This window comes from Rhodospirillales bacterium (assembly GCA_016712595.1).
Classification (GTDB): Bacteria; Pseudomonadota; Alphaproteobacteria; order Rhodospirillales; family Defluviicoccaceae; genus Defluviicoccus.
In genome coordinates, this window is the sequence record JADJQT010000002.1 from 979,611 (window position 1) to 1,002,522 (window position 22,912).

Annotated in this window: 13 protein-coding genes; 10 read left to right on the plus strand and 3 right to left on the minus strand. The window is 62.8% G+C overall.

Annotation, left to right across the window (positions count from 1 at the left end):
* Window positions 1-71 precede the first annotated feature (71 nt).
* Together IPK66_16270 and eutC are read left to right on the plus strand one after the other, a co-directional pair.
* Window positions 72-1,466 carry an ethanolamine ammonia-lyase subunit EutB gene (locus IPK66_16270; protein ID MBK8176747.1) on the plus strand — a complete coding sequence of 465 codons (1,395 nt, stop codon included), beginning with the start codon at window positions 72-74 and terminating at the stop codon, window positions 1,464-1,466.
* Window positions 1,463-2,251, plus strand: a complete 789-nt coding sequence (gene eutC, locus IPK66_16275; protein ID MBK8176748.1) for an ethanolamine ammonia-lyase subunit EutC — start codon at window positions 1,463-1,465, stop codon at window positions 2,249-2,251. Before IPK66_16270 ends, eutC begins: the two co-directional genes overlap by 4 nt.
* Window positions 2,252-2,312: 61 nt before the next feature.
* Here the strand turns inward: eutC and IPK66_16280 are convergent, their stop codons facing one another.
* Together IPK66_16280 and IPK66_16285 are read right to left on the minus strand one after the other, a co-directional pair.
* Window positions 2,313-4,028 carry a hypothetical protein gene (locus tag IPK66_16280; GenBank protein MBK8176749.1) on the minus strand — a complete coding sequence of 572 codons (1,716 nt, stop codon included), beginning with the start codon at window positions 4,026-4,028 and terminating at the stop codon, window positions 2,313-2,315.
* Between the two features lie 114 nt (window positions 4,029-4,142).
* Window positions 4,143-5,594, minus strand: coding sequence for an undecaprenyl-phosphate glucose phosphotransferase (locus tag IPK66_16285; protein MBK8176750.1), 1,452 nt, complete (start codon window positions 5,592-5,594; stop codon window positions 4,143-4,145).
* Between the two features lie 960 nt (window positions 5,595-6,554).
* Here IPK66_16285 and acnA point away from each other — a divergent pair.
* From acnA to IPK66_16300, 3 genes are all read left to right on the plus strand, one after another.
* Window positions 6,555-9,254, plus strand: coding sequence for an aconitate hydratase AcnA (acnA, locus tag IPK66_16290; protein MBK8176751.1), 2,700 nt, complete (start codon window positions 6,555-6,557; stop codon window positions 9,252-9,254).
* A gap of 96 nt (window positions 9,255-9,350) precedes the next feature.
* Window positions 9,351-10,112 (plus strand): DUF1223 domain-containing protein, encoded by a 762-nt coding sequence (locus IPK66_16295; GenBank protein ID MBK8176752.1) that lies wholly within the window; start codon window positions 9,351-9,353, stop codon window positions 10,110-10,112.
* Between the two features lie 258 nt (window positions 10,113-10,370).
* A complete protein-coding gene (locus IPK66_16300; GenBank protein ID MBK8176753.1) occupies window positions 10,371-10,619 on the plus strand; it encodes a hypothetical protein in 249 nt (82 codons plus the stop codon).
* Between the two features lie 436 nt (window positions 10,620-11,055).
* Here the strand turns inward: IPK66_16300 and htpG are convergent, their stop codons facing one another.
* The gene (gene htpG, locus IPK66_16305; protein ID MBK8176754.1) at window positions 11,056-12,951 is read right to left on the minus strand and encodes a molecular chaperone HtpG; all 1,896 of its coding nucleotides are present in this window, start codon (window positions 12,949-12,951) and stop codon (window positions 11,056-11,058) included.
* Window positions 12,952-13,190: 239 nt separating this feature from the next.
* Between htpG and IPK66_16310 the strand changes: the two genes are divergently transcribed.
* From IPK66_16310 to IPK66_16330, 5 genes are all read left to right on the plus strand, one after another.
* Window positions 13,191-13,847, plus strand: coding sequence for a protein-L-isoaspartate(D-aspartate) O-methyltransferase (locus IPK66_16310; protein MBK8176755.1), 657 nt, complete (start codon window positions 13,191-13,193; stop codon window positions 13,845-13,847).
* A 560-nt stretch (window positions 13,848-14,407) separates the two neighbouring features.
* Window positions 14,408-16,480 (plus strand): calcium-binding protein, encoded by a 2,073-nt coding sequence (locus IPK66_16315; protein ID MBK8176756.1) that lies wholly within the window; start codon window positions 14,408-14,410, stop codon window positions 16,478-16,480.
* Between the two features lie 138 nt (window positions 16,481-16,618).
* Window positions 16,619-20,998 carry a glycosyltransferase gene (locus IPK66_16320; GenBank protein ID MBK8176757.1) on the plus strand — a complete coding sequence of 1,460 codons (4,380 nt, stop codon included), beginning with the start codon at window positions 16,619-16,621 and terminating at the stop codon, window positions 20,996-20,998.
* Window positions 20,995-21,591, plus strand: coding sequence for a methyltransferase domain-containing protein (locus IPK66_16325; protein ID MBK8176758.1), 597 nt, complete (start codon window positions 20,995-20,997; stop codon window positions 21,589-21,591). The genes IPK66_16320 and IPK66_16325 overlap by 4 nt, the downstream gene beginning before the upstream one ends.
* Window positions 21,588-22,832: a glycosyltransferase family 4 protein gene (locus IPK66_16330; protein MBK8176759.1), complete on the plus strand. Its 1,245-nt coding sequence runs from the start codon at window positions 21,588-21,590 to the stop codon at window positions 22,830-22,832. Before IPK66_16325 ends, IPK66_16330 begins: the two co-directional genes overlap by 4 nt.
* Window positions 22,833-22,912 lie beyond the last annotated feature (80 nt).

Sequence of the window (22,912 nt, forward strand, 5' to 3'; positions counted from 1 at the left end):
TCGGCGATCCGACGCGACGCGACGCGGCGGACCGGCGGTGACCTCGATCATGGTGCAGGGAGGGTGGGCTGATGCGCTACACCTCTACGGTCGCCGGGACCCGATGGGTCTTCACTGACCTTAAGGACCTGCTGGCGAAGGCGACCCCGGCCCGATCCGGTGATGCGCTTGCCGGTATTGACGCCGGATCGGACGCCGAGCGGGTGGCGGCCCGCTTCGCGCTTGCCGACCTGCCCCTTGCGGTCTTTCTCGACGAACCTGTCGTGCCCTACGAGTCCGACGAGGTTACCCGACTGATCATTGACAGCCACGATCGGCGGGCATTCGCGCCGGTTGCGGCGATGACGGTGGGAGAATTCCGCGACTGGCTGCTCTCGGATTTTGCGACGTCGGAACGTCTCACCGCCCTTGCCGCCGGAATTACGCCGGAGATGGCGGCGGGCGTTGCGAAGTTGATGCGCAATCAGGACCTGATCGCCGTTGCCCGGCACTGTCATGTCGTTACCGCCTTTCGCAATACGATCGGCCTGCCGCGGCGATTGTCGATCCGCCTGCAACCGAACCATCCGACCGACGACCTCAAGGGAATCGCCGCGGCAATTCTCGACGGACTGCTCTATGGCAGCGGCGATGCGGTCATCGGCATCAATCCCGCCACCGACAGTGTCGCCCAGACGACGGCCCTGCTGAACATGCTCGACCGGCTCATCGAGCGCTACGCTATACCGACGCAATCCTGCGTGCTCGCGCACGTGACGACGACGATGCGGGCGATGGCCGCCGGTGCGCCGGTCGATCTCGTCTTTCAGTCGATTGCCGGTAGCGAGGCGGCGAACGCGTCGTTCGGCACTTCGCTGGCGATGCTCACCGAAGCCCGCGAAGCGGCTCTGTCGCTCCGCCGTGGAACTGTCGGCGACAACGTCATGTACTTCGAGACAGGGCAAGGCAGCGCGCTCTCAGCCGATGCGCACCACGGGGTCGATCAGCAGACGATGGAGGCGCGCGCGTATGGCGTCGCCCGCACCTTTCACCCGCTTCTGGTCAATACCGTCGTCGGGTTCATCGGACCGGAATACCTGTTCGACGGCAAGCAGATCATTCGCGCCGGTTTGGAAGACCATTTTTGTGGCAAGCTGCTGGGGCTGCCGATGGGGGTCGACGTCTGCTACACCAACCATGCTGAAGCCGATCAGGACGATATGGACACGTTGCTGACGCTGCTCGGTGTCGCGGGGGTCACCTACGTCATGGGCGTTCCCGGAGCCGATGACATCATGCTCAATTATCAGAGCACGTCCTTCCACGATGGGCTTTACTTGCGGTCCGTCCTTGGCCTCGCGCCGGCACCCGAATTCGCGTCATGGCTCGGGCGGATGGGCATCAGCGATGACGCAGGGCGCATCCGGCCACGCCTCGCGTCTGGTGGTGCGATCGCCGGCCTTCTCGATTTCGAGGTAAGGCGATGACTGGTGGTGAGCAGGGTAATCGGGTGGCCCCGGGCGGCGATCCGTGGGCGGATCTGCGGGAATTTACGGTGGCCCGCATCGCCCTTGGTCACGCCGGCAACGCGCTGCCGACGGCAAGACTCCTGGAGTTCCAGCGCGACCATGCCCTGGCCCGCGACGCCGTCCACGTTGCGTTCGACCCCAGCGCCGTCGAGACGGCGCTCTCGGGCATGCGTTGCATCACCGTTCGCTCAAAGGCGCCAGATCGTAAGACGTATCTCCAGCGCCCAGACCTCGGCCGGACGCTGAGGGCGGTCGATCGTGGCTGTCTGGCGCGCGGTGATTACGACATCGTCTTCGTCATCTGCGATGGTCTCTCGGCCCTGGCGGTGCACCGTTGGGCTGCCGATCTGCTCCGGTCCTTGCTGCCGCGGCTGGAGGGCTTGTCCATTGCGCCGGTCGTCCTTGCTCATCATGGTCGGGTGGCGCTGGGTGACGCGGTGGCGCTCGCCCTCGGCGCGCGGATGGTTGTCGTGTTGATCGGCGAGCGACCCGGCCTGTCTTCGGCCGACAGTCTCGGAGCCTATCTGACTTTCGCGCCGCGCTGCGATACCCGCGACGCCGAGCGTAACTGTGTATCCAACATCCGTGGCGAGGGCCTGCCGACGACCGCCGCCGCCGGGGAAATCTCCTTCTTGGTCAAGGAAGCATTCCGACTTCAACTCACGGGCATTGAACTGAAGGCGGACCGGCCAGATGGGCTCCTTGCCTCGGGCGACCTGTCTTGCGCGTCCCGGGTGACGTAAGGCCGGTAAAGCCAGCGCGTCCCGGCGTGTGGGCAATGTGACGGCCCTCACGCCGCGCCGCTCAATTCGCCGCGAAATGCGCCGGCAGCGATCTTGACGCGTTGACCGCCGTGCTTGTTGCCGCGTCGTATTCGGAACTCTGGTTGCGGTCGGCAACCGCTCTTGCAGAAAGCGTGCGGTCGGCATGATCGGCACTGCGAAGTGCATACCATCGACCATAAGAGGTCTCCCAGACCACGTGATAGTCGCGCGACAAAAGAGCAGCCGTCTGGGGACTGTTGTGGGCAACGAGCGGGATGAACGGTGTTTCGATGAAGACCCAGACAGGGCGCGACGCGCGAAGTTCATCGGGCAATCTCCGCCACTGGTCCGGCAGATAGAAGTCCCATGCGCTGCCCTGCTGCGGGATGGCCTGCTCGCGTCCGCTGAGAAGGTGGATGGTCGGATCGCCGAAAACGTAGATTGGGCCAGGTGGCGCGTGGACTTCAAGAAACGCCGCGGCGTCTGCCGCCTCAGCGTATTGTAGCGAAGCTTCCCGGCGATATGCTTCGATACCGGCGCCGTCAGGCGCGAGGGCGGTAATCAGCGGGCGTGCCGTTTCGCCTGCCGGATAGCCCAGGGCCGCCAGGACCGGGGCGACCAGGATGACCGAGATGATCGCTGGCGAAAGGCTGCCCGGTGCCCGCCCGTGCCGCAAACGGCTGACCACCAAATCGACGCCGCGCGCTCCTAGAATGCCGACCGGCGCATAGAGCAAGAGCATATGGTAGGTCCACCAGGAACTCTTCTGGATGAGGATCACGCCAAGGCCAACGACGAGCCACAGGATCATCCGCGCCGTCAGATCCGCTTGTTTCGAGCGGCGCCAGCGAATCACCGCGTACGCCCCATAGGGGAGCCACGGTGCCGTCGCCGTGATGAAAATCGCCAAGGCGATCAATAACCGGCTGTAAGGAGCCTGGCTTACGTCCTCCAGCGCCATTATCGGATAGACGAAGGTCGTGGTTAGGAAGGCGTCGATCGCACCAAGACGCCAAAAGGCGAAGGCCATCCCGCCCCAGACGACGAGGACGCCGAGAATGAACGGCAGCCACATGCCGGCGACGAGTGCGACCGTGATACCCGGGCGCCGACGCCATTGTTCAAAGGTGGCAGCAAGCAGGAACGCAACCGGAATTGGCGCAAGAACGTGCTTGAAGGCCGTCACTATGCCCGCGGCGATCCCGGCGGCGAAGTATCCCAGCGCGCGGCGAAACTGGCTTCGCCAGTTGATTACGGTAATCCAGGCGACGATGAACAGGGGTAAAGCGACGAGGATCTCGAGTTGCGTTTGCTGATGCGACTGGCAGAAAACGTAATAGCTGGTCAGCGCCGCAGCAGGCCCGAGAACGGCGAGCCACGGGTGGCGCAACGACGGGCGCAGTGCGATCGTTGCAACCGCCGCGAAGGTGAGATGCCAGAGCAACTCGAAACAATGCACGCCTTCGGCGGTGAATCCGAACAGCCTGCCGGCCAGCAAGTCGAACATAAAGATGCCTGGTTGCTTGACGTCCCAGACATCGACGTAGAGGACCGCTCCTTGCTGGATGCGGCTTGCCAGCCACAAAAACGTCGCAGCGTCGCGATGAAGCGGCAGCGGGACCTTCAAGGCACCAACGGTGGCGATAACGGCGAACGCAGCAAAGACCCAGCAAATCTCGAGCTTTAAGCTGGGCTTGTCCCGCTGGAATTCGGAAATCGAAGACCATCGCTCCGCCGCTCGTTGTATGCTGGTCACGGTCTCCGCCGGGTGGTCTACTACCCTAGGCGCGGCAGACAAACTCGGGTACTCCTAACGCTGAAGGGGATACGTAACGGATTACTCCCCCCGGCGTTCTACCTTCTCGTCGTCTCAATAAGCGTTTTTGTGCGTCCAGCCGGCGAATGCGGTGAGGATCATGATTTTTATGTCGAACCACAACGTCCAGTTTTCGATGTAGAAGATGTCGTGATCGACGCGACCGCGCATCTTGTCGAGCGTGTCTGTCTCGCCCCGAAAGCCGTTGATCTGAGCCCAACCGGTAATCCCCGGCTTGACCTTGTGTCGGCCGTGATAGCCGCCGATCAGCTTGGCGTATTGTTCGTTATGCTCGACGGCATGCGGACGCGGTCCGACCATTGACATGTTGCCTTGCAGGACATTGAGCAATTGCGGCAGCTCATCGAGGCTTGTCGAGCGCAAGATTCGCCCGACGCGCGTGACCCGCGGGTCATTCTTGGTTGCTTGCGGCACGCCGGCTTCGCGAGGGCGGTTATGATACATTGAGCGGAATTTGTAGACGATAATCTCTTGATTGTTGAAGCCGTAACGCTTCTGGCGGAAGAGCATCGGCCCCGGGCTATCCAGGCGGATGGCGATTGCGACACCGAGCAGCAGCGGCGAGAGCAATAGAACGAGCCCGCCGGCGACAACCCGGTCTTCAATGGTCTTGATCAGTCCGCTCCATCCGGTCAGAGGCGCGGAGGCGATCTCTAGAACCGGGACTCCTTCAAGCAGCTGTTCGCGATGCCGCGGGAAATGATAGCCGATCAGATCGGAGCCGAGATAGATGTGCACCGGCAGGGAGCGAAGCTTGCCGATGATCGTAACCAGACGCTCGTCGGCGCTCCATGGCAGCGTAATTACCACGTCGTGGATCTTACCGGCACGAACATAGCGGACAAGGTCGTCGAGGTTGCCGAGAACCGGAAAGCCGTTGACGTCGCGGCTGATGCGGGTCCGCCGGTCGTCGAAGATACCGACAATCCGCTTCCACGGCGCGTCTTCCAGCTTCAAGCGAGAAACCAAGTGCTGTGCCTGGCCGCTGGCGCCGACGACGGCAACGTTCCGCACGAGCACTCCGGCGGTCGCGAGTTGGCGAATGACCAGCTTGGCGCAGCCCCGAAGGCTGAAAATCAGCACTGACGACGTCAGGAAGCTGGCGAAAAACCATAGCTGTGAAAACTTGTCGGCGATGCGCAACGCCAACGCGAGCGTAAGGAGGATGAGCGTTACCAGCGCTCCGAGGAGCACCATTTGCCGCATACGGCTCGGCCACGAGACGATCGTATTGCAGTCGTAGAGGCCGGCGTAATGAAAGACGCTCAGCGTCAAACAGACGTTGACAGCAATTTCTGTCAGGTAGGTCTGGTACGTGGCGCCGCTCCAACCCGGAATGACGGCGTAGTAGAACAGGCCGACGAGAGCGAGAGCCAGAGCATCGGATGCGCCGACCAAGCCAGAGACGATACTTTCCGACCACGAGATACTGCGCCGGGAGGCCGCCGGAAAATCCGCAAGACCGCCGCCGGCTTCTGCGGTCATCGAGGTCTCTATTACTGCCATGTTGCTGCCCGATGCTCCCGAGCGTTTTCTAGGCGCTGACACACCGTCCATCATTCGCTGGCATTCCTTGTCCAGCAGGAGATTCCGGAAACACGCTGTCCCTGGCGGCGTGGGCAAATCGGCGTACACGAAGCATTATGCCGATGACCAGCTTCCCCGACCAAGCCGTCAGCCGTCCGACCGACGAGGACAAACGATACTCGGTTTCGATCCCGATTACAATCATATGTTGAGCCGATGCCAAAACCAATCCATTTGCGCGCATTTTACGCACATATGAGGCAATTTAATGCAGCATTAGCGCATGCACGAAATAGCCGGGCTCGGCTTGATGAGACGCAAGACGTGATGCTGTCGCATCACCTTCTACAACTCTTTGGCATAACTGTCCGCGAAATGCACGCAACGACTGACCTAAGGATGCGCCAAATCCGCCAAGCAAAAGACAGACCGACCTCGCGCTTTCCTTAACTTTTTGGCTCGTTCCTCAGAGTCCTCCCTTGAGGCGGTTATAGCTGCCGACGACGGAAATGTCCACTCATTTATAGTTGGTATATATTCAACTCATGCGAGTTTTTCGAGCATTGTGCAAACAATATTAGAGATTATCACCATAACTTTAGCAACTCCGGCAAGGAAACGCGGTCTCCGCACGTTATGAAATGGCCGCGCGCGATACGCGCACGGCGCGGGTCGGACGAGGATGGATTGAGATTGTCTGCTCAGAATGCGCCCTATGAGCGCAGGGGGCGGATAGCGTCTAGAGTTCGCGTACCGGCGTCCCGGTCCTTGGCCGGTGCAGGTAAACCCAATCTTTCTCATGCTGCCGGCTCTTGTCCGGTGATGTCTGGCCGGGTCGGCAGGGATGGGCGGCGCGCCGTCGTCAACGCTGTGGACACCCGCATCGAACTGTGGTTTACGACCGGAAGACACTTCAGTATGGGAGGAGCTAGACCCGTGCCCCAGTTCGGCAAGGATAGCCTGCGCACGCGACGGACGTTGACCGTCGGCGCCAACAGCTATGACTATTACAGCTTGGCGGCGGCGAGTGCGGCGGGCCTTGGCGATCTCGCTAAGCTACCGTTTTCGCTCAAGGTCTTGCTGGAAAATCTGTTGCGCTGGGAAGATGGGCGCACGGTTACGGTGGACGATATCAAGGCGTTGGCCGGCTGGCTGGAGACCCGGTCGTCCGACCGGGAGATCGCCTTCCGTCCCGCTCGCGTGCTGATGCAGGACTTCACTGGCGTTCCTGCCGTTGTCGATCTCGCCGCCATGCGCGATGCGATGCAGACAAAAGGGGCAGACGCCGCGCGGATTAACCCGCTCGTGCCCGTTGACCTCGTCATCGATCATTCCGTGATGGTCGATGCCTTCGGCACGGCGGGCGCTTTCGCGGAAAATGCGAAGGTCGAGTACGAACGCAACCGCGAGCGTTACGAGTTCCTGCGATGGGGGCAGGCAGCCTTTGATAACTTCCGGGTGGTTCCGCCGGGAACGGGAATCTGTCATCAGGTCAACCTCGAGTATCTCGCGCAGGTCGTGTGGACCGCCGCGGACGATGGGACGATGGTCGCCTATCCCGATACCCTCGTCGGCACCGACAGCCACACGACGATGATCAACGGCCTCGCCGTGCTCGGCTGGGGCGTTGGCGGCATCGAGGCCGAGGCGGCGATGCTTGGCCAGCCGATCTCGATGCTGATCCCGCCGGTGGTGGGCTTCAAGCTTACGGGCAGGATGAAGGAGGGGACGACGGCGACCGATCTCGTGCTCGCCGTCACCCAGATGCTGCGCAAGAAAGGCGTCGTCGGCAAGTTCGTCGAATTCTTCGGTCCCGGGCTCGATCACCTGACACTCGCCGACCAGGCGACGATCGCCAACATGGCGCCCGAGTACGGCGCGACCTGCGGCTTCTTTCCGATCGGTCAGGCGACCATCGATTATCTGCGTTTTTCCGGCCGCGATGCCGATCGGGTGGCGCTGGTCGAGGCCTATGCCAAGGAACAGGGGCTATGGCGGGATTCGGCGACGCCCGATCCCGTCTTCACCGATACGCTCGAACTCGATATCGGCACGGTCGAACCGGCGCTGGCCGGACCGAAACGGCCTCAGGATCGGGTGCTTCTCTCCGAAGCGGCGAGCGCTTTTGCGTCCTACCATGCCAAGGAGCGCGGCGGCAGCGGCGAGCGTAAAAGCGTTGCTGTCGGCGACGGTAATTATTCGCTCACCGACGGTGATGTGGTCATTGCCGCAATCACCAGTTGCACCAACACCTCAAACCCGAGCGTGCTGATCGCCGCAGGACTGCTTGCCCGTAACGCCCGGCGGGCCGGCCTCGGGGTCAAACCGTGGGTGAAGACCTCGTTCGCGCCGGGATCGCAGGTGGTCACCGACTACCTCACCGCCGCCGGCCTGCAGAGCGACCTCGATGCCCTCGGCTTCAATCTCGTCGGCTATGGCTGCACCACCTGCATCGGCAATTCCGGGCCGCTGCCCGACGCGATCGCCAAGGCGATCGACGAGGGCGATCTGTTGGTCTCCTCGGTGCTTTCCGGCAATCGCAACTTCGAAGGCCGCATTCATCCGCAGACGCGCGCCAACTATCTCGCCTCGCCGCCACTGGTCGTCGCCTACGCCATCGCCGGCTCTCTCGCCGTCGATCTGCTCAATGATCCGATTGGCACCGGCGAAGAGGGGCAGGCGGTTTACCTGCGCGACATCTGGCCGTCGAACAAGGACATCCAGGCGACGATGGATGCGGTGCTGTCTCCGGAAATGTTCCGCCGGCGGTATGCCGACGTCTTCCGTGGTGATCAGCCGTGGCAGGACCTGCAGGTACCGAAGAGCCAGACCTATGCGTGGTCGGCGCCGTCGACCTATGTTCGCCATCCGACGTTCTTCGCCGATGGCGGCGCCACCGGCTTTGCCGACATCGCCATGGCCCGGCCGCTGGCGATCCTCGGCGACTCGGTGACCACCGACCACATCTCGCCGGCTGGTTCGATCAAGAAGGACAGCCCGGCGGGCCGCTATCTGATGGACCACGGTGTCGGGCCCGTCGACTTCAACTCGTACGGCTCGCGTCGCGGCAACCATGAAGTGATGATGCGTGGCACGTTCGCCAATATCCGCATTCGCAACGAAATGGCGCCAGGCACCGAGGGCGGGGTGACCCGCCACATGCCGGCCGGAGCGGTAATGTCGATCTACGACGCATCGATGCAGTACCAAGCGGATGGCGTGCCGCTGGTGATCATCGCCGGCGCTGAGTACGGCACAGGCTCGTCGCGCGACTGGGCGGCGAAGGGAACGCGGCTGCTCGGCGTCAAGGCGGTCATCGCCGAGAGCTTCGAGCGCATCCATCGCTCCAACCTTGTCGGCATGGGCATGCTGCCGCTGCAGTTCAAGGCGGGCACGACGCGCAAGACCCTGGGGCTCGACGGCAGCGAGCTGTTTGACATCACGGGCGTCGGCGGCGAGGTTCGCCCGCTCATGGACGTCACCATGACCGTGCATCGGGCAGACGGCCGTTCGGATGTCGTTCCGCTGCTATGTCGCATCGATACGCTCGACGAAATCGAGTACTACCGGAGCGGCGGTATCCTTCAGTACGTTCTGCGCCGACTCGCGGCGGCGTAATTTCTGCGAGCAGCGATGCCAGGCGGGCGCCCAGCGCCCGCCCACTTCACCCGCGCGTGATTGGCTTCGGCGGCTCGCCGTGGTTACGTCTGCTTCATGTTCAAAAGCCTTTCCGCCCTTGCTCTTGGCTTGATTGTAGCGAGCGGCGCGCCGGCCGTTGGCGCCCAGTCTCTCACCGTCGTCGAGCTGTTTACCTCTCAGGGCTGTTCGTCCTGTCCGCCAGCCGAGGCATTTCTCGGCGAGTTGGCGAGGCGCCCCGACGTTCTGGCGATTTCCGAGCATGTCAATTATTGGGACTATCTCGGCTGGGTCGATCCGTTCGCTGACGACGCCATTACGCAACGACAGCGCAGGTATGCGCGTCGCCTAGGTCTGAACTATGTCTACACGCCGCAGATCGTCGTTCGTGGTCAGACGCAGACCACGGGGGCTGATCGCACCGGCGTTCTCAAGATGATCGCGCAGGCGGATCCGGCGATATCCACCGATTTGCGCGTCACGCGTGCCGGCGAAAATCAGCTCGTTATTGACCTGCCGGCGGCCGACGTGCGTGACGAGGTGGATGTGTGGCTGGTGGAATACGATCCCGAGCAGACGACCAGCGTTGACCGGGGCGAAAACCGGGGGCGAAGCATTCGCGGCTTCAATGTCGTTCGCAATCTTGAGCGTTTGACAACTTGGCGGGGCGAGCCACGTACGTTCTCAGTTGTCGTGGACTCGCTGTCGACCGGCGGAAAGTGCGCAATCCTGGTACAGCAAGCCGATGCTGGGCCAATCCTTGCCGCCGTGCGCGCCGACACAGCCACTCCGGCGAATTCTCCCATTGGTGAGCGAGACGGCAAGCAAAATCTACCATAGCGCTTGTTTTGGTAAAAGATCGCCGCTATACTGTGGTTATCAGATTACAGGTGCGCTGGAGAGATGTGGGAAGGTGCGCTGGACTGGCGGAAGTCGGTTATGATGTGGCAAATGGCCACGATATGCGGGCGCGTACGGGCAATAAAAAGCGAACTGGATCCGTAAAAAGGCGCGCCAAACGCGCGCGACGCGTCAGCGTATGCAGACTAGCGGATTGTCAAGGCGGGGTTACACCCGCTTGAGGAAGGGAGGCTACAGGTGCTACAGATCGCCCTCGATCGCCGCGCCGCAGGTTCAGACGTGCCTGCCATGACGCGCGCACCAAGGCCGCGGCCGCCGCGGAAAGAACTCTACGCGGAAGGCGGCATCGAACCTGCGTTGGAGGAGCTTCTGACAGATCCGCTGACCCAAGCGGTGATGCGGCGCGATGGCGTCAGTGCCGCGAGTCTGCGCAATCTGATCAGCGCCATGCGCAAGGAACTTCGTGAGAGGGCGGCATCCTGTTGATCGCGGTACTGCCGGCCGCCAGCGGCCGGCAGTACCCCTCACGCGGCTATGGCGTTGGAGGGAGTGCACGATCGCGCTGATCGTCCGGCAGCGAGTAAGCAGCCGATGCCGCAGCCTCCCGCATCGCCAATCCTCTCTCGTATGCAACCAGATCAGGTCATCAGTCGAAAGAACTGAGCGATAGGTCGACTAGGCTGGTGCAGGATCGTGCGTGCTTGGCCGCATCGTGGTGGCAAGCGAAGTAGGTAATTTATCCTACACCGTGCCGTTTCGCGGTCCCCTGTGGGCGAAGTGGATGTGCTCATTCACAGCAGGGATCGTGGCACCGGGTTCGCGCCGGAGCGCGGAGCGGTTGGGTTGCGCTCCGCACTTCCGCTTCGCTTGAGTGCTTCTCCTCGCCGCAACATCACAGCATCCGTTATGTCCCAGCGAAAGACTATATCCCGGGTGTGCCGAGTCCCTGGGTCATGATCGCCGTGAGGCGGTGCGCAAAGGCCGCCGGATCGGGGAGGGGATCTCCTTCGATAATGCGTGCCTGATCGAGCAACAGCCATGCTGCGTCACTCAGACTCGCGTTCGCGTCGTCACCGGATGCCCGCTCGGCCATGCGCGCGATCAGCGGATGGCCGGGATTGATTTCGAGAATTCGCGCGGTGATCGAGTCAGCCTCCAGCTTGCGGTGTTGCCGCAGCAGGCGCTCGAGATACATATCCATATCTCCTTCGGCCGCAACTAGGCAGACAGCGCTTTCGGTCAGTCGTGTCGACACGCGCACATCCTTTACCGCATCGGCGAGGACCGACTTCAGCACGCCGACAAGGCGATCGACATCCGCCGACGGAACGTGCGGCGCGGCCTCGGTGCCGGCGGGATCGTCCGGTGACGACAGGGAGGCGATCTTGCTGAGATCGGCATCGGCCCCGGCAGCCGATTTAAACGGCTTATCCTTGTAGGTGCGCACCATCGGGATCCAGAATTCATCGATTGGATCGGTCAGGAGCAGGACCTCCACGCCCTTTGCCTTGAAGCCCTCAAGCTGTGGGCTGCGCCGAAGGGCCTCCAATTGACCCCCGGAAATGATATAGATCGCCTCTTGCTCCGGTTTCATCCGTTCGAGGTATGCGTCGAGCGAAGTGATCGCGTCGGTGGCCGTAGAACGGAAACGCGCCAGCGATAACAGCCGATCGCGATTTTCGAAGTCTTCGTAAATTCCTTCTTTGAGAACGGCGCCGAATGCATCCCAGAACACGGCATACTCGTCCGGGGCGTCATCGGCTTTCTTCGCCAGTTCGTCGAGTACCCGTTTGACGAGGCCGCCGCGGATTTTCGCCATACGCGGGTCGTGCTGGAAGTTCTCGCGGCTGATATTGAGCGGCAGGTCCTCGGAATCGACGACGCCGCGCAGGAAGCGCAGGTAGGCCGGCACCAGTCCTTCGCAGTCGTCGGTGATGAATACGCGTTTGACGTAAAGTTTCAGGCGACCCTTGCGTTCATTATCGAATAGATCGAGCGGCGCTTCTTTGGGCACAAACAACAAGTTGATGTAGGAAATGACACCTTCGACCGAGTTATGCACGACGATCCAAGGGTCGTCGAACGCGTGACTCACGTGGTGATAGAATTCTTTATACTGATCTGGGGTGATTTCCTTTTTCGCCAGGGTCCACAGTGACGATGCCGCGTTGAGCATCTTCCGCTCATCGCCCTCGCCCATGACGATCGCAACGCCGATATGATCGGAGTAGGTCTTGATGAGCTGGCGAAGGCGGCTTTCCTCGAGAAACTCGTCGGCCTCCGCATTGAGGTGGAGTGTTACGGTCGTACCGCGCGTCACCCGCTCGGCTTCCTCAATGGTGAACGCGCCCTTGCCGTCCGAGGACCACAGCCACGCCTGCGCGTCACCCGCCTTGCGCGTCAGCACGTCGACCCGGTCCGCAACCATGTAGGCGGAGTAGAAGCCGACGCCAAACTGGCCAATCAGCGAGACGTCTTTTTTCGCATCGCCGGTTAACTTTGCGAGGAACGCTTGTGAGCCGGACCGGGCGATGGTGCCCAGCGTCTCGATCAATTCGTCACGGTCCATGCCGATCCCGCTATCGGCGACGGTCAGCGTCCGCGCGCTGCGATCGAGATCCAAGCGAATTTCCAATGCCGCATCGTCGGCCATGAGGTGTGAATTGGTCAGCGCCGCGTAGCGCAGCCGGTCACACGCGTCCGACGCGTTGGAAATCAGTTCGCGAAGGAAGATTTCCTTATGCGAATAGAGCGAATGCGCGACGATGTCGAGCAGACGGCCGACCTCGGTTTGAAATGTGAACGTTTCTTGCGCCATCGGTTCTCCCCGTTTGCCGGAACGGCACGCTCCCGGTCACGCGGGGCATGAAACGCCATTTCCGCCTGTCCGCGCGGTGCCGGTCGCCGCGTGATATGTGCGACTTGCCGATGGGGCGCAAGAGGCTTGCAAGTCAGCCGGCGGCGGGAACTCGCTCATAACGTTGACACTCGACGAAGCGGGCGCTTGGTGTTCATACTTGCCACGAAGGACGAAGGGGAATGACTGACCCTCCCGAGATGGACGCGGCCCGCGTCGCTCTCCTCGATGAAATCGTCCGTGAAGCGGCGGAGACGGCCGCGTGGACCGGACGGGCCCATCTTGCGCCGCGGGTGCTGCAGGCGATGGCCCGTGTGCCGCGACATCGCTTCGTTGCCCGGCAGCAACGGCGTTTCGCCTATGATAATCGCCCTTTGCCCATCGGCTACGGGCAGACGATCTCACAGCCCTACATTGTCGCGATGATGACGGACCTGCTCGATCTCGCGCCCATGGATCGCGTTTTGGAAATCGGCACGGGTAGTGGATACCAGAGCGCTGTCCTGGCGGAACTCGTCTTTGCTGTCTTCTCCGTCGAACAACATCCGAAGCTGGCGGCGGGTGCACGCGAACGCTTAGCCGAGCTTGGCTATGCTGGCGTCGAAGTCCGCGTCGGCGATGGCAACCGCGGCTGGCCTGAAGCTGCGCCGTTTGACGCGATTCTCGTCACCGCGGCCGCGCCGGACTTTCCGCCGGCGCTGGAAGAGCAGCTCGCGTCCGGGGGCCGCCTGGTCATTCCCGTCGGCCCCAGCGGCGGGGCACAAACGCTTTGGCGCTGCGTTCGCAATCCCGATACGACGATAAGTCGTGAACGCGTTCTGCCTGTCGCGTTCGTGCCGTTGCTGCCTGGTGTTTAGAAACCCTGCGCGTCGGCGCCTCGATACTGAGCGCCCTGCGCGTCGGCGCCTCGATACTGAGCGCCCTGCGCGTCGGCGCCTCGATACTGAGCGCCCCGCGCGACGGCGCTTTAATACTGAATGTGATCCGACCTTGGAGGCGACTGATTGCGCGGCTGTCCGGCGCTCCCCGTTTTCCTGGCGGTCATCGGCGCGGAAGCGCCCAACAACCGATGGAAAATCAGAATAATCTGCTCTGCGGCCTGGGAATCACAATCGCGGCGGATCGAAGATGACCGTTGGATTGCGTATCGCGTACCGTTTGACATCCGTGCCCAGAATCTCTTAAGGTCCTATTTGGGTTACAGCCGGGATCGGCAATAGCGGTCCTGTAATGGGGGTGAGGTTCGACCGTCAGAAGGGAACCGGCGGCGGGCCACGTCCTGCGGGGATATTCCGGGTAATAGTCGTAGGCCGCTCGAAGTGTATGGGCGGGTCGGGTTGCAGGTTTTACGTGCGCACAGATGTGCGCGCACGCCCGTGTGTGCGGATTGAATTCAAGTTGGTCGGGGGACTATTGAATGAGCGGGACAGCAACGATCGTCGGTGGCAGCGAAGTTAAGCTCTATTTGGATCCTGCGGAAATTGCGGCGGCACAAGATGCCCTCGCCAAACTCGGACAAGGCTATACCAGCGGTATCGTCCACACGGATCTTTCCGATCCGGCGGTCTCCGGAAACCTCAACGTCTATAACGTGCCCGGCGGCGGCACCATCCACCTCCCCTCGGGCGGCCAGGGTGTCGTGCTCACCGGCGGCGCGGCGACATCGTTAACCGGCGTCAGCCCCGGCGGCTCGAACCCCAGCGCGATTCTGCTCATCGGCAACGAAGGCAACGATACGATCGCGTTGACCGGAGCGGGATCCGTGATGTCCGGCGACGGCAGCGACTCGATCTACGCCAAAGCGCTCGGCACCGCCTCTGTCTCCGTCCTTTCCGGCAACAACCAAGATACGATTTCTCTTCTCGGAAACGGCATGGCCGATGCCGGCGACGGCAACGACTCGGTCTACGCCAAATCGCTTGGCAGCGGCACCATTGCCGTGTTCGGCGGAAACGGCAGCGATACGATCACGCTGATCGGCAGTGGAACCATCGACGGCGGCGACGGCCAAGATAGCCTGAGCCTCGTCGGCCAGGGCTCGGTAAACGCCGGCGATGGTAATGATACGGTCTATGCGAGTACGACCGGGCCGGTTTCGATCACGGTCAATGCCGGCGATGGTGCCGATTCGATCACGTTGGTCGGCAGCGGCTCAGTCTCTGCCGGCGATGGCAACGATACGATCGCGCTGCTCGGCAGTGGAACCGCCGACGGCGGTGCCGGTCGCGACTCGGTGTATGCCAAGGCGAACGGCGGCGGCTCGATTTCGGTCAATGGCGGGCTGGATAACGATACGATCACGCTGATCAACAGCGGCACGATTTCCGGCGGCGATGGCAGCGATTCGGTCAGTCTGATCGGCCACGGCTCGATTGATGCCGGCGCTGGCGGCGATTCGATCTTCGCCCAGGCCAAGGGCAGTGGCTCGATTACGGTCGACGCTGGAAGTGGCGCTGACACGCTGACGCTCGTCGGCACCGGTTCGGTTTCCGCCTTTGGTGGCGACGGGGCCGACTCCGTCTACGCCCAGCCGGCGGTCGGTGGCTTCATCGCCGTGGACGGCGGCAGCGGCAACGATACGATCACGTTGATCCGTACCGGATCCATCGCCGGCGGCATTGGTCAGGATTCGCTCGCGCTGACCGGATCGGGGACCGTCGATGGCGGTACAGGCAACGACTACCTTTATGCAAAGTCGACCAATGCCGGGACGGTTTCGGTCGTGGGCGGTGATGGTAACGATACGATCGTGGTTGGCGGAACGGCCACCGTCGACGCAGGCGCCGGCAACGACTACGTCGGAGTCATGGTGGGCTCGACGGCGCAGATCGACGTTGGCACCGGCACGGACACCGTCGTCGTCTACGGCGGCAGCGCCAGTGTCGTCAATCAGGCGGGTGCCGCGACGGTGCTCACCGCCACGGGCAATGCCAGCGTCAATTTCTCAGGGTTTGGCAACGATACGATCACCTTGGGCTCCGGTGTCGACACGGTGGTCGAGGCCGGCTCGGCAACGGTCAAGGGCAGCTCAGGCATCTCTTCGGTGCACGGCGGTAGCGGCAACCTCTACTTCACCGGGACAAGCGGCACCGATTCCGTGGTCGCCGGCACCGGCGATGCGACGCTGATCGCCGGAAGTGGCCACAGCGAGTTCTTTGTCGGCAGCGGCGATGCGACCCTGCAGGGCGGTTCCGGCTCCGGCGAGGTCACCATGCATGGCGGCAGCGGCGAAGACCAGATGTACGCGAAGACCGCCCAGGTCCTGTTCGCTTTCGACAGCGCCCAGGCTGGCGGGCAGCATCTCATCTTCGGATTTACCGACGGCACCAAGACGACCCTCGACTTTACCGGTTACGGGGACGCTTCCGACATCTTGTCGCATTCACAAGTCATCGGGGGCGATACGATCATCTCGCTCGACGGCGGCAGTACGACGATCACGCTCAAGGGCTTTACCACGCTCGACGCGTCGGAAATCAAGACGCACTGAACGTAAGGCGTATCGAGCGCGGAGGCGCGGAGGCGGAAAACACTGAGGCTGCCGGCGACGCAATCCCTTCGAGGGGCGCCCGGCAGCCGGTTTTTCGCCTATCTGCGATCTCCGCTCCTCGCTTGAGGGTGTCTCGCGTTGTTCCGCGATCAAGATTTCCATCCAATCAATGGCGACGATACCCGACCAGGCGGCCGGGATCCGTCGGGACGAGTGGTGTTGGCCGGCGGCGATGCCGAGGAGGCTGGCCACCTCCGCCGACTGCTGCTGGACGCGGCTCGCGCCATTGAGGCGGGGAATTTCGATGTGGCGATCCGATGCGCCGACCGGGCATGGCGTCTTGCTCCTTCGAGTGTCCCGGTCGTCCTCCTCTATGCGCAGCTTCTCATCAACCGGCGAGAATTTTCGGGGGCGCTGTCGAGGCTGGAAGACGCCTTCAGACTGGAGCCTCATCCCGATACGGCGGTGCTGATCGTCGACGTGCACGCGCAGCAAGGCTGCTGGGACGAAGCCGTTAATTGGACGACGGCGGCTTTGCGTCGGTTCGCCGTCGTCGCCGATGGCCCGCTGGCACGGTGCGCGAGCCGGATCGCCGCAGCGCCGGAAAGCCGAAGCCGCGGCTGGATTGGCCTTGCTCCCGACCTCGATCTCATCGGCGAAGCTCGAAGCGACAACGCCGACGCCCGCTGCGCGGTGACGAGCGGGGATGGGGCGTTGATCGACGCCTTCGATGTTGTCCGCACCGGTGGGCGGCCGCACGTTTTCAAGTCGAGCCTCCGCCCAGCCGATGACGGCGCGCCCACCACACTTCATGCGACCCTTGGGGGCGCGCGGCTGCTCGGCAGCGGCCTTGCCTGGCCACCATGCTTCGCGCTCGATGGTCGCGCATCGGCGGAAAACGGCGCCATTATCGGCTGGGTCACCTGTGGCTGGCATCCCGGTCATCCGCTCGCGCTGATCGCCGAGGACGAGCGGGGCAGCCGCGTCCATATTGACACCCAGCCCGATGAGGAATCGCCTTTGCGCCGGCGGTTCAGCGTCGATTTTGCCGGTAGCGGGCTTCGTGGGACGCGTGTGAGCATCGCAGCAGTGCTGCCCGACGGCAGCAACGAGGACTTTCCGGATTCGCCGCTGCTGTTCGATGCGGCTGTCTCGCGGTTTACCGTGCGGGCGCATGAACAGCGCGTCCCGTCTAGCCGCCGCATGGCCTCCTTTCGCAAGGTGGTCAAGGCGTCCAGGGTGCTCAAGGCACCCCCGGTACTCGCGCGTCGAAACGTCACAATCGTCGTTCCGGTCTTTCGCGGATGCGACGAGACGCTCGCCTGCCTTGATGCCCTGCGCGCGCACGCGTCGCCCGACGTGGAAATCATCGTCGTCGACGACGCGACGCCAGAACCCGCGTTGCGAAACGCCCTGGACCGGTTGGTGGCGGCGGGCTCAATCACACTTCTGCGTAATGAGACTAACTGCGGGTTTCCGGCGACGGCCAATCGCGGCCTTGCCTTGCGGCCCTATAACGATGCCGTTCTGGTCAACGCTGACGCGCGGGTCTTCGCCGGCTGGCTTGAGCGCATGCGCGAGGCGGCTTACAGCGCCCCCGACGTCGGCACGGTTACCCCCCTGAGCAACCGCGGTTCCGTTGCGAGCTTTCCCTCGCCCGACGAGATGGACGTTGAAATCGATCAGGCATCGGCGCTCGACCAATTGGTTGCTCGCGTTCATTCCGGGCAGACCGTCGCGTTACCGGTCGGGGTCGGATTCTGTCTTTACCTGCGCCGGGATTGCCTCGACGAGGTTGGAACGTTCGACGTTGAGACGTTTGCCAAAGGCTACGGCGAGGAGAACGACTTCTGCTTGCGGGCAAGCAGCTTTGGCTGGCGTCACCTGCTTGCTGCCGATGTTTTCGTTCATCACTACGGTGCCCGGTCGTTCGGGCGTCGCCGCGATGCGCTGATGGAGCGAAACCGTCGTCTGTTGAATTTGCGGCACCCGGGATATGACGCGCTGATCGACGCGTTCGTCGAGCGTGATCCGGTCGCGCCGATCCGTCGATCTCTCAACGAAGCACGTCTGGTCGACTTGCGCGAGCGGTTCGTCCTGCTGATCTCGCTCGCGTTACCGGGTGGTGTCGAGCGGTATGTCCGCGAGCGCTGTGTCCGCTTGCGGCGCGCGGGACTGCAACCGCTGGTCCTGCGACCACTCGATGTCGAACGCAAACGCTACGAACTGGCCGGCGATGACGGGTTGCCGATCCGGCTGGTTTACGACATGCCCGACGGACGTGCGCACCTGCGCGCGCTGCTCGCCCGCGTCGCCTTGCGCCATGTCGAGTTGCATCACTTTCTCGGCGTCGATGCGCGGATGATCCAGACGGTTCTCGACCTCGGCCGGCCCTACGATGTCTATATCCACGATCATAGCTGGATTTGCCCGCGCCTGTCGCTGCTCGGCGGTAATGGGCGATACTGCGGCGAGCCGCTCATCGCCGCCTGCGAGCGTTGCATCGCCGCAAACGGCTCGTCGTTGCCGGAGGCGATCTCGGTCGCGGCGCTGCGCCACCGCAGCGCCCGCTGGCTCAGCGCCGCGCGCAGGGTGATCGTGCCGTCGGACGACACCGCGCAGAGATTGGCCAAGTATTTTCCCACGATACGACCCCTGTCGCGGCCGTGGGAGCGGGGCATCGTTCCCGCGCGCGCCACGCCGCCGCGCGATGGCGTCATTCGAATCGCACTGATCGGCGCCATCGGCGCGCAGAAAGGCTATCAGGTCCTGCTCGAGTGTGCTGCCGACGCTGCCGCGCGCGCACTGTCGCTCGAGTTTGTCGTCATCGGGTTTAGCGAGGACGACGAACGCCTGTTCGCCACCGGCAAGGTGTTTGTCACCGGCCGCTACGACGAGACAGAGGTCGTGGACCTGCTGCGTCGCGAACGTCCTGACGCCGTGTTTTTTCCGTCGCTAACGCCGGAGACTTGGTGCTTTACCCTCAGTCACGCCCTGCGGAGCGGCCTTCCCATTGTCGCGTTCGCGCTCGGCGCGATAGCCGAGCGGCTGCGCTCATCCGCGTTCGCGACGTTGCTCGCACCGGAGTCGACCGCGGCCGAGATCAACCAATCGCTGATGACCATCGCCCAGGTGGCGCGCGCGCCGGCGCAAAGCGCCAAAACGGGGCATACCGACTTCACGCAGGCGCTGCGCAATCACAAAAAAAACGGCCAGGCGGAGACAGCAATGATGCCGAACGAGGTACACGATACGGCGAATTTACCGCGCGGTGCGTTCAATACGTCCGCAGAGCTGCTGACGTTACGGCAGGGGCTCTATCTATTTTCCGTGCGCTCGGCGAACCCGGCCCGCGCCGCGCTGGCCGAGGAAAAACTGACGCTGCCGGCGGTGCACGTCGGCCTCGCACCCGGCGTTTCTTCCGCCGGTGTCGAGTTCATTCCCTGGCCACGCGTAAACAGTTGCTGGCTGTGCGAGCCGGGAGACATGATCGTAGCCAAGGTCGCTGAGGGAGCGGTGACCGTTTTGATGAAATCGATTCGCGCCGCCGGCGAGCAGCCGCTAGCCATCGATATCGAACGGCTCGACCGCAGCGGCGCGAACAGCGGCATCTCGCATGCGCCAGCGCCGGTTGCGCCTCCGTCCGTAGTTCCGGCGCGCGCCGGATATCCGCTGGCGCCGCTCTTGTCCGCCGCGAACGGAGGGCTCGCCGATGGCCGCCAAGCGGCCCTCGCCCCTTCACAGCAACCGCTCGCAAAGGTGCCGCCGCAACCTCCCGCGCCTGGACAAGGGAGCGGAATTCCCCTCGAAGTTCGCGTGCACGTGCGACATACCGGTGACCTGTCGACAACGGACGGCGGCTGGGCGGGGCGGCCCGGCGATGGGCTGTGGATCGAGAACTTCTCCATTCGGCCACTCGATGCAGTTTTGATGCAGATGATTGAATATAAGGGGCTGACGATCAACGGCGCTGAAACCGCCTGGGTCGACGGCGGGCTCGCCTGCGGGACGCGTGGGATGAGCGTTCCGCTCATCGCCTTTGCCATACGAACGAAGCCAAACCTCGGTCAGGCAGGATATGACTGTGAATACACCGGCCGCTTCCGCTCGGGCGCGGTGGTCGGCCCGGTATTGAACGGCGCGCCCTGTCGCTCACCCCAGTCGGGCGATCCGCTCGAAGGCCTGAAAGTCCGTATTGTCGAGCGCAACCCGACAGTCGCTCCCCTAACGACGCGCCAGCCCATCCTCGGGCCGCGTTTCGGCAGGTTGCGGGAATCGGCAGCGGCTGCCGATCCGCGCGACGCCGGCGGGACACCAATCGCGCCGGCCACGGCGCCAGCGCCCGTGGTCGCGCCGACGGCGGAGGGAACATCGGCGATCTTCGACTCTGGTCCTGGCGCGCGCAGTGCGCGGCCAGCAGTCAGCGACGCAAGCGATGCGGCGCCGATTGTCGAAGTCGCATCCGCCGCGTCGCGATCGGCGTTGATGAAGCGAATTCTACCGTTTCTTGCGCAATGACCCGGCCTGTGCTGATCAACGCCGGATGCGGTCCGGTCGGCAGCGCGCGGTTGCCGACGATGTTCGATCAATGGCAACACGTGCGCGTCGATATCGATCCGGCGTATACGCCGGACGTCGTCGCCAGCGTTACCAACCTTTCGGCGATTCCGAGCGGAGCGGCGGATGCTGTCTGGTCGGCGCATTGCGTCGAGCACCTCTATAGCCACGAGGTTCGCGCCGCGTTGACGGAATTTTATCGCGTGCTCGCCGACGATGGCTTCATCTGTGTCATCGTTCCCGATCTGCAGGCCGTCGCCGGCTTTATCGCCGCCGATAAACTGCACGACGTGATCTACCAATCGGCGATGGGTCCGATTACTGCGCACGACATGCTCTTCGGCTTCGGAGCGGCGATAGCGAGCGGCAACATCAGCATGGCCCACCGCTGCGGCTTTACGCCGACGGCGATGCTGCAACGGATGAGCGAAGTTCCGTTCGACGAGGTCGTCATTCGCCGGCGGCAGAACCTGGAAATTGCCGTCGTCGGCCGTAAGATTCGCTCCAACTCGTCAGCGGAACGTGACGCACTGCTCGCGGCGTTGGAACTATGATCATCTTGTTCATCCATCAGAACTTTCCGGCACAGTACAGGCACCTCGCCCGCTACTTCGCCGATCGTGGCGACAATACGGTTTATTTCATTACCCAGCCGAACGACAACCACATGCGCGGCGTCACAAAGATCACCTATAAGCCGGATCACGGTACGCCACAGGCCTCGCATCCTCTCTCGGCCGACTTCGATGCGACCATCCGCACCGGCGCTGCCGTCGCCGAGGTCTGTCGTACCTTGAAGATGCGCGGCGTGCGGCCGGATATCATCGTCGGCCACAATGGCTGGGGCGAGACCCTCTTCGTCAAGGATGTCTTCGCGGACACCCCGCTGCTGTCCTACTTCGAATTCTTTTATCATCCCAATGGAATAGACGTCGGTTTTGATGCTGAATTCGCGTCGATCTTCGACGATCCGAGCCGCCTGCGGGCGAAGAACGCGATCAACTTCATGGGACTTGACGCCGCTGAATGGGGGCACACCGCGACCCGCTGGCAACGAAGCCTCTATCCGCCGGAGCTGCGCGGGCGGATCACAGCGATCCACGAAGGTGTCGATACCGACGCGATCCGCCCCAACCCGTCGGCATGGCTCAAGCTCGCCCGCTCTGGGCAGGTGCTGACACCCCGCGATGAGGTGATCACCTACGTATCGCGCAATCTCGAACCTTACCGCGGATTCCACATATTCATGCGCGCGTTGCCGACCATTCTCCGCCGTCGTCCGCGTGCCCATGTCATCATCGTCGGTGGCGACAAGGTCAGCTACGGCTATCCGGCGCCGCCGGGAACCACGTATCGCGAGATGATGTTGCGTGAGGTTGGCTCCGGTCTCGACCTCGACCGGGTGCACTTTCTGGGTCAGATCCCCTATGAGACATACACCAACGTCCTGCAGGTCTCCTCCGTTCACGTCTACCTGACCTATCCCTTCATCTTGTCGTGGTCGTTCATCGAGGCGATGGCGTGCGGCTGTCTCGTTCTCGGATCAGCGACACCACCGGTGCTCGAGGTGCTTGAGGATCGGGTTAACGGCCTTGCCGTCGATTTCTTCGCCCCCGCGACGCTCGCCGACCGTGTCGATGAAGTACTCGATCATCCGGATCGCATGCAGCAGATCCGCGAGCGCGCGCGCGAGACGGCTGTGCGTGACTTCGATCTTAAACGGCGTCAGCTGCCGCGCTGGCAGTCGCTCTTCTTGGACATCGTCAACGAGCGTCGACCCGCGCTGGTGGCTTGACCAATAAGAGGAAATGGCCGCAGAAAGAGGGTGGATGTGCGGGACGGATGGTTCCCATGATAAGAATCTGGTAATGACGA

Coding starts and splice junctions, on each gene's coding strand:
- IPK66_16330 (MBK8176759.1), top strand. CDS start 21,588: ATGATCATCTTGTTCATCCATCAGAACTTTCCGGCACAGTACAGGCAC.
- acnA (MBK8176751.1), top strand. CDS start 6,555: ATGGGAGGAGCTAGACCCGTGCCCCAGTTCGGCAAGGATAGCCTGCGC.
- eutC (MBK8176748.1), top strand. CDS start 1,463: ATGACTGGTGGTGAGCAGGGTAATCGGGTGGCCCCGGGCGGCGATCCG.
- IPK66_16285 (MBK8176750.1), bottom strand. CDS start 5,594: ATGACCGCAGAAGCCGGCGGCGGTCTTGCGGATTTTCCGGCGGCCTCC.
- htpG (MBK8176754.1), bottom strand. CDS start 12,951: ATGGCGCAAGAAACGTTCACATTTCAAACCGAGGTCGGCCGTCTGCTC.
- IPK66_16310 (MBK8176755.1), top strand. CDS start 13,191: ATGGACGCGGCCCGCGTCGCTCTCCTCGATGAAATCGTCCGTGAAGCG.
- IPK66_16270 (MBK8176747.1), top strand. CDS start 72: ATGCGCTACACCTCTACGGTCGCCGGGACCCGATGGGTCTTCACTGAC.
- IPK66_16315 (MBK8176756.1), top strand. CDS start 14,408: ATGAGCGGGACAGCAACGATCGTCGGTGGCAGCGAAGTTAAGCTCTAT.
- IPK66_16295 (MBK8176752.1), top strand. CDS start 9,351: ATGTTCAAAAGCCTTTCCGCCCTTGCTCTTGGCTTGATTGTAGCGAGC.
- IPK66_16325 (MBK8176758.1), top strand. CDS start 20,995: ATGACCCGGCCTGTGCTGATCAACGCCGGATGCGGTCCGGTCGGCAGC.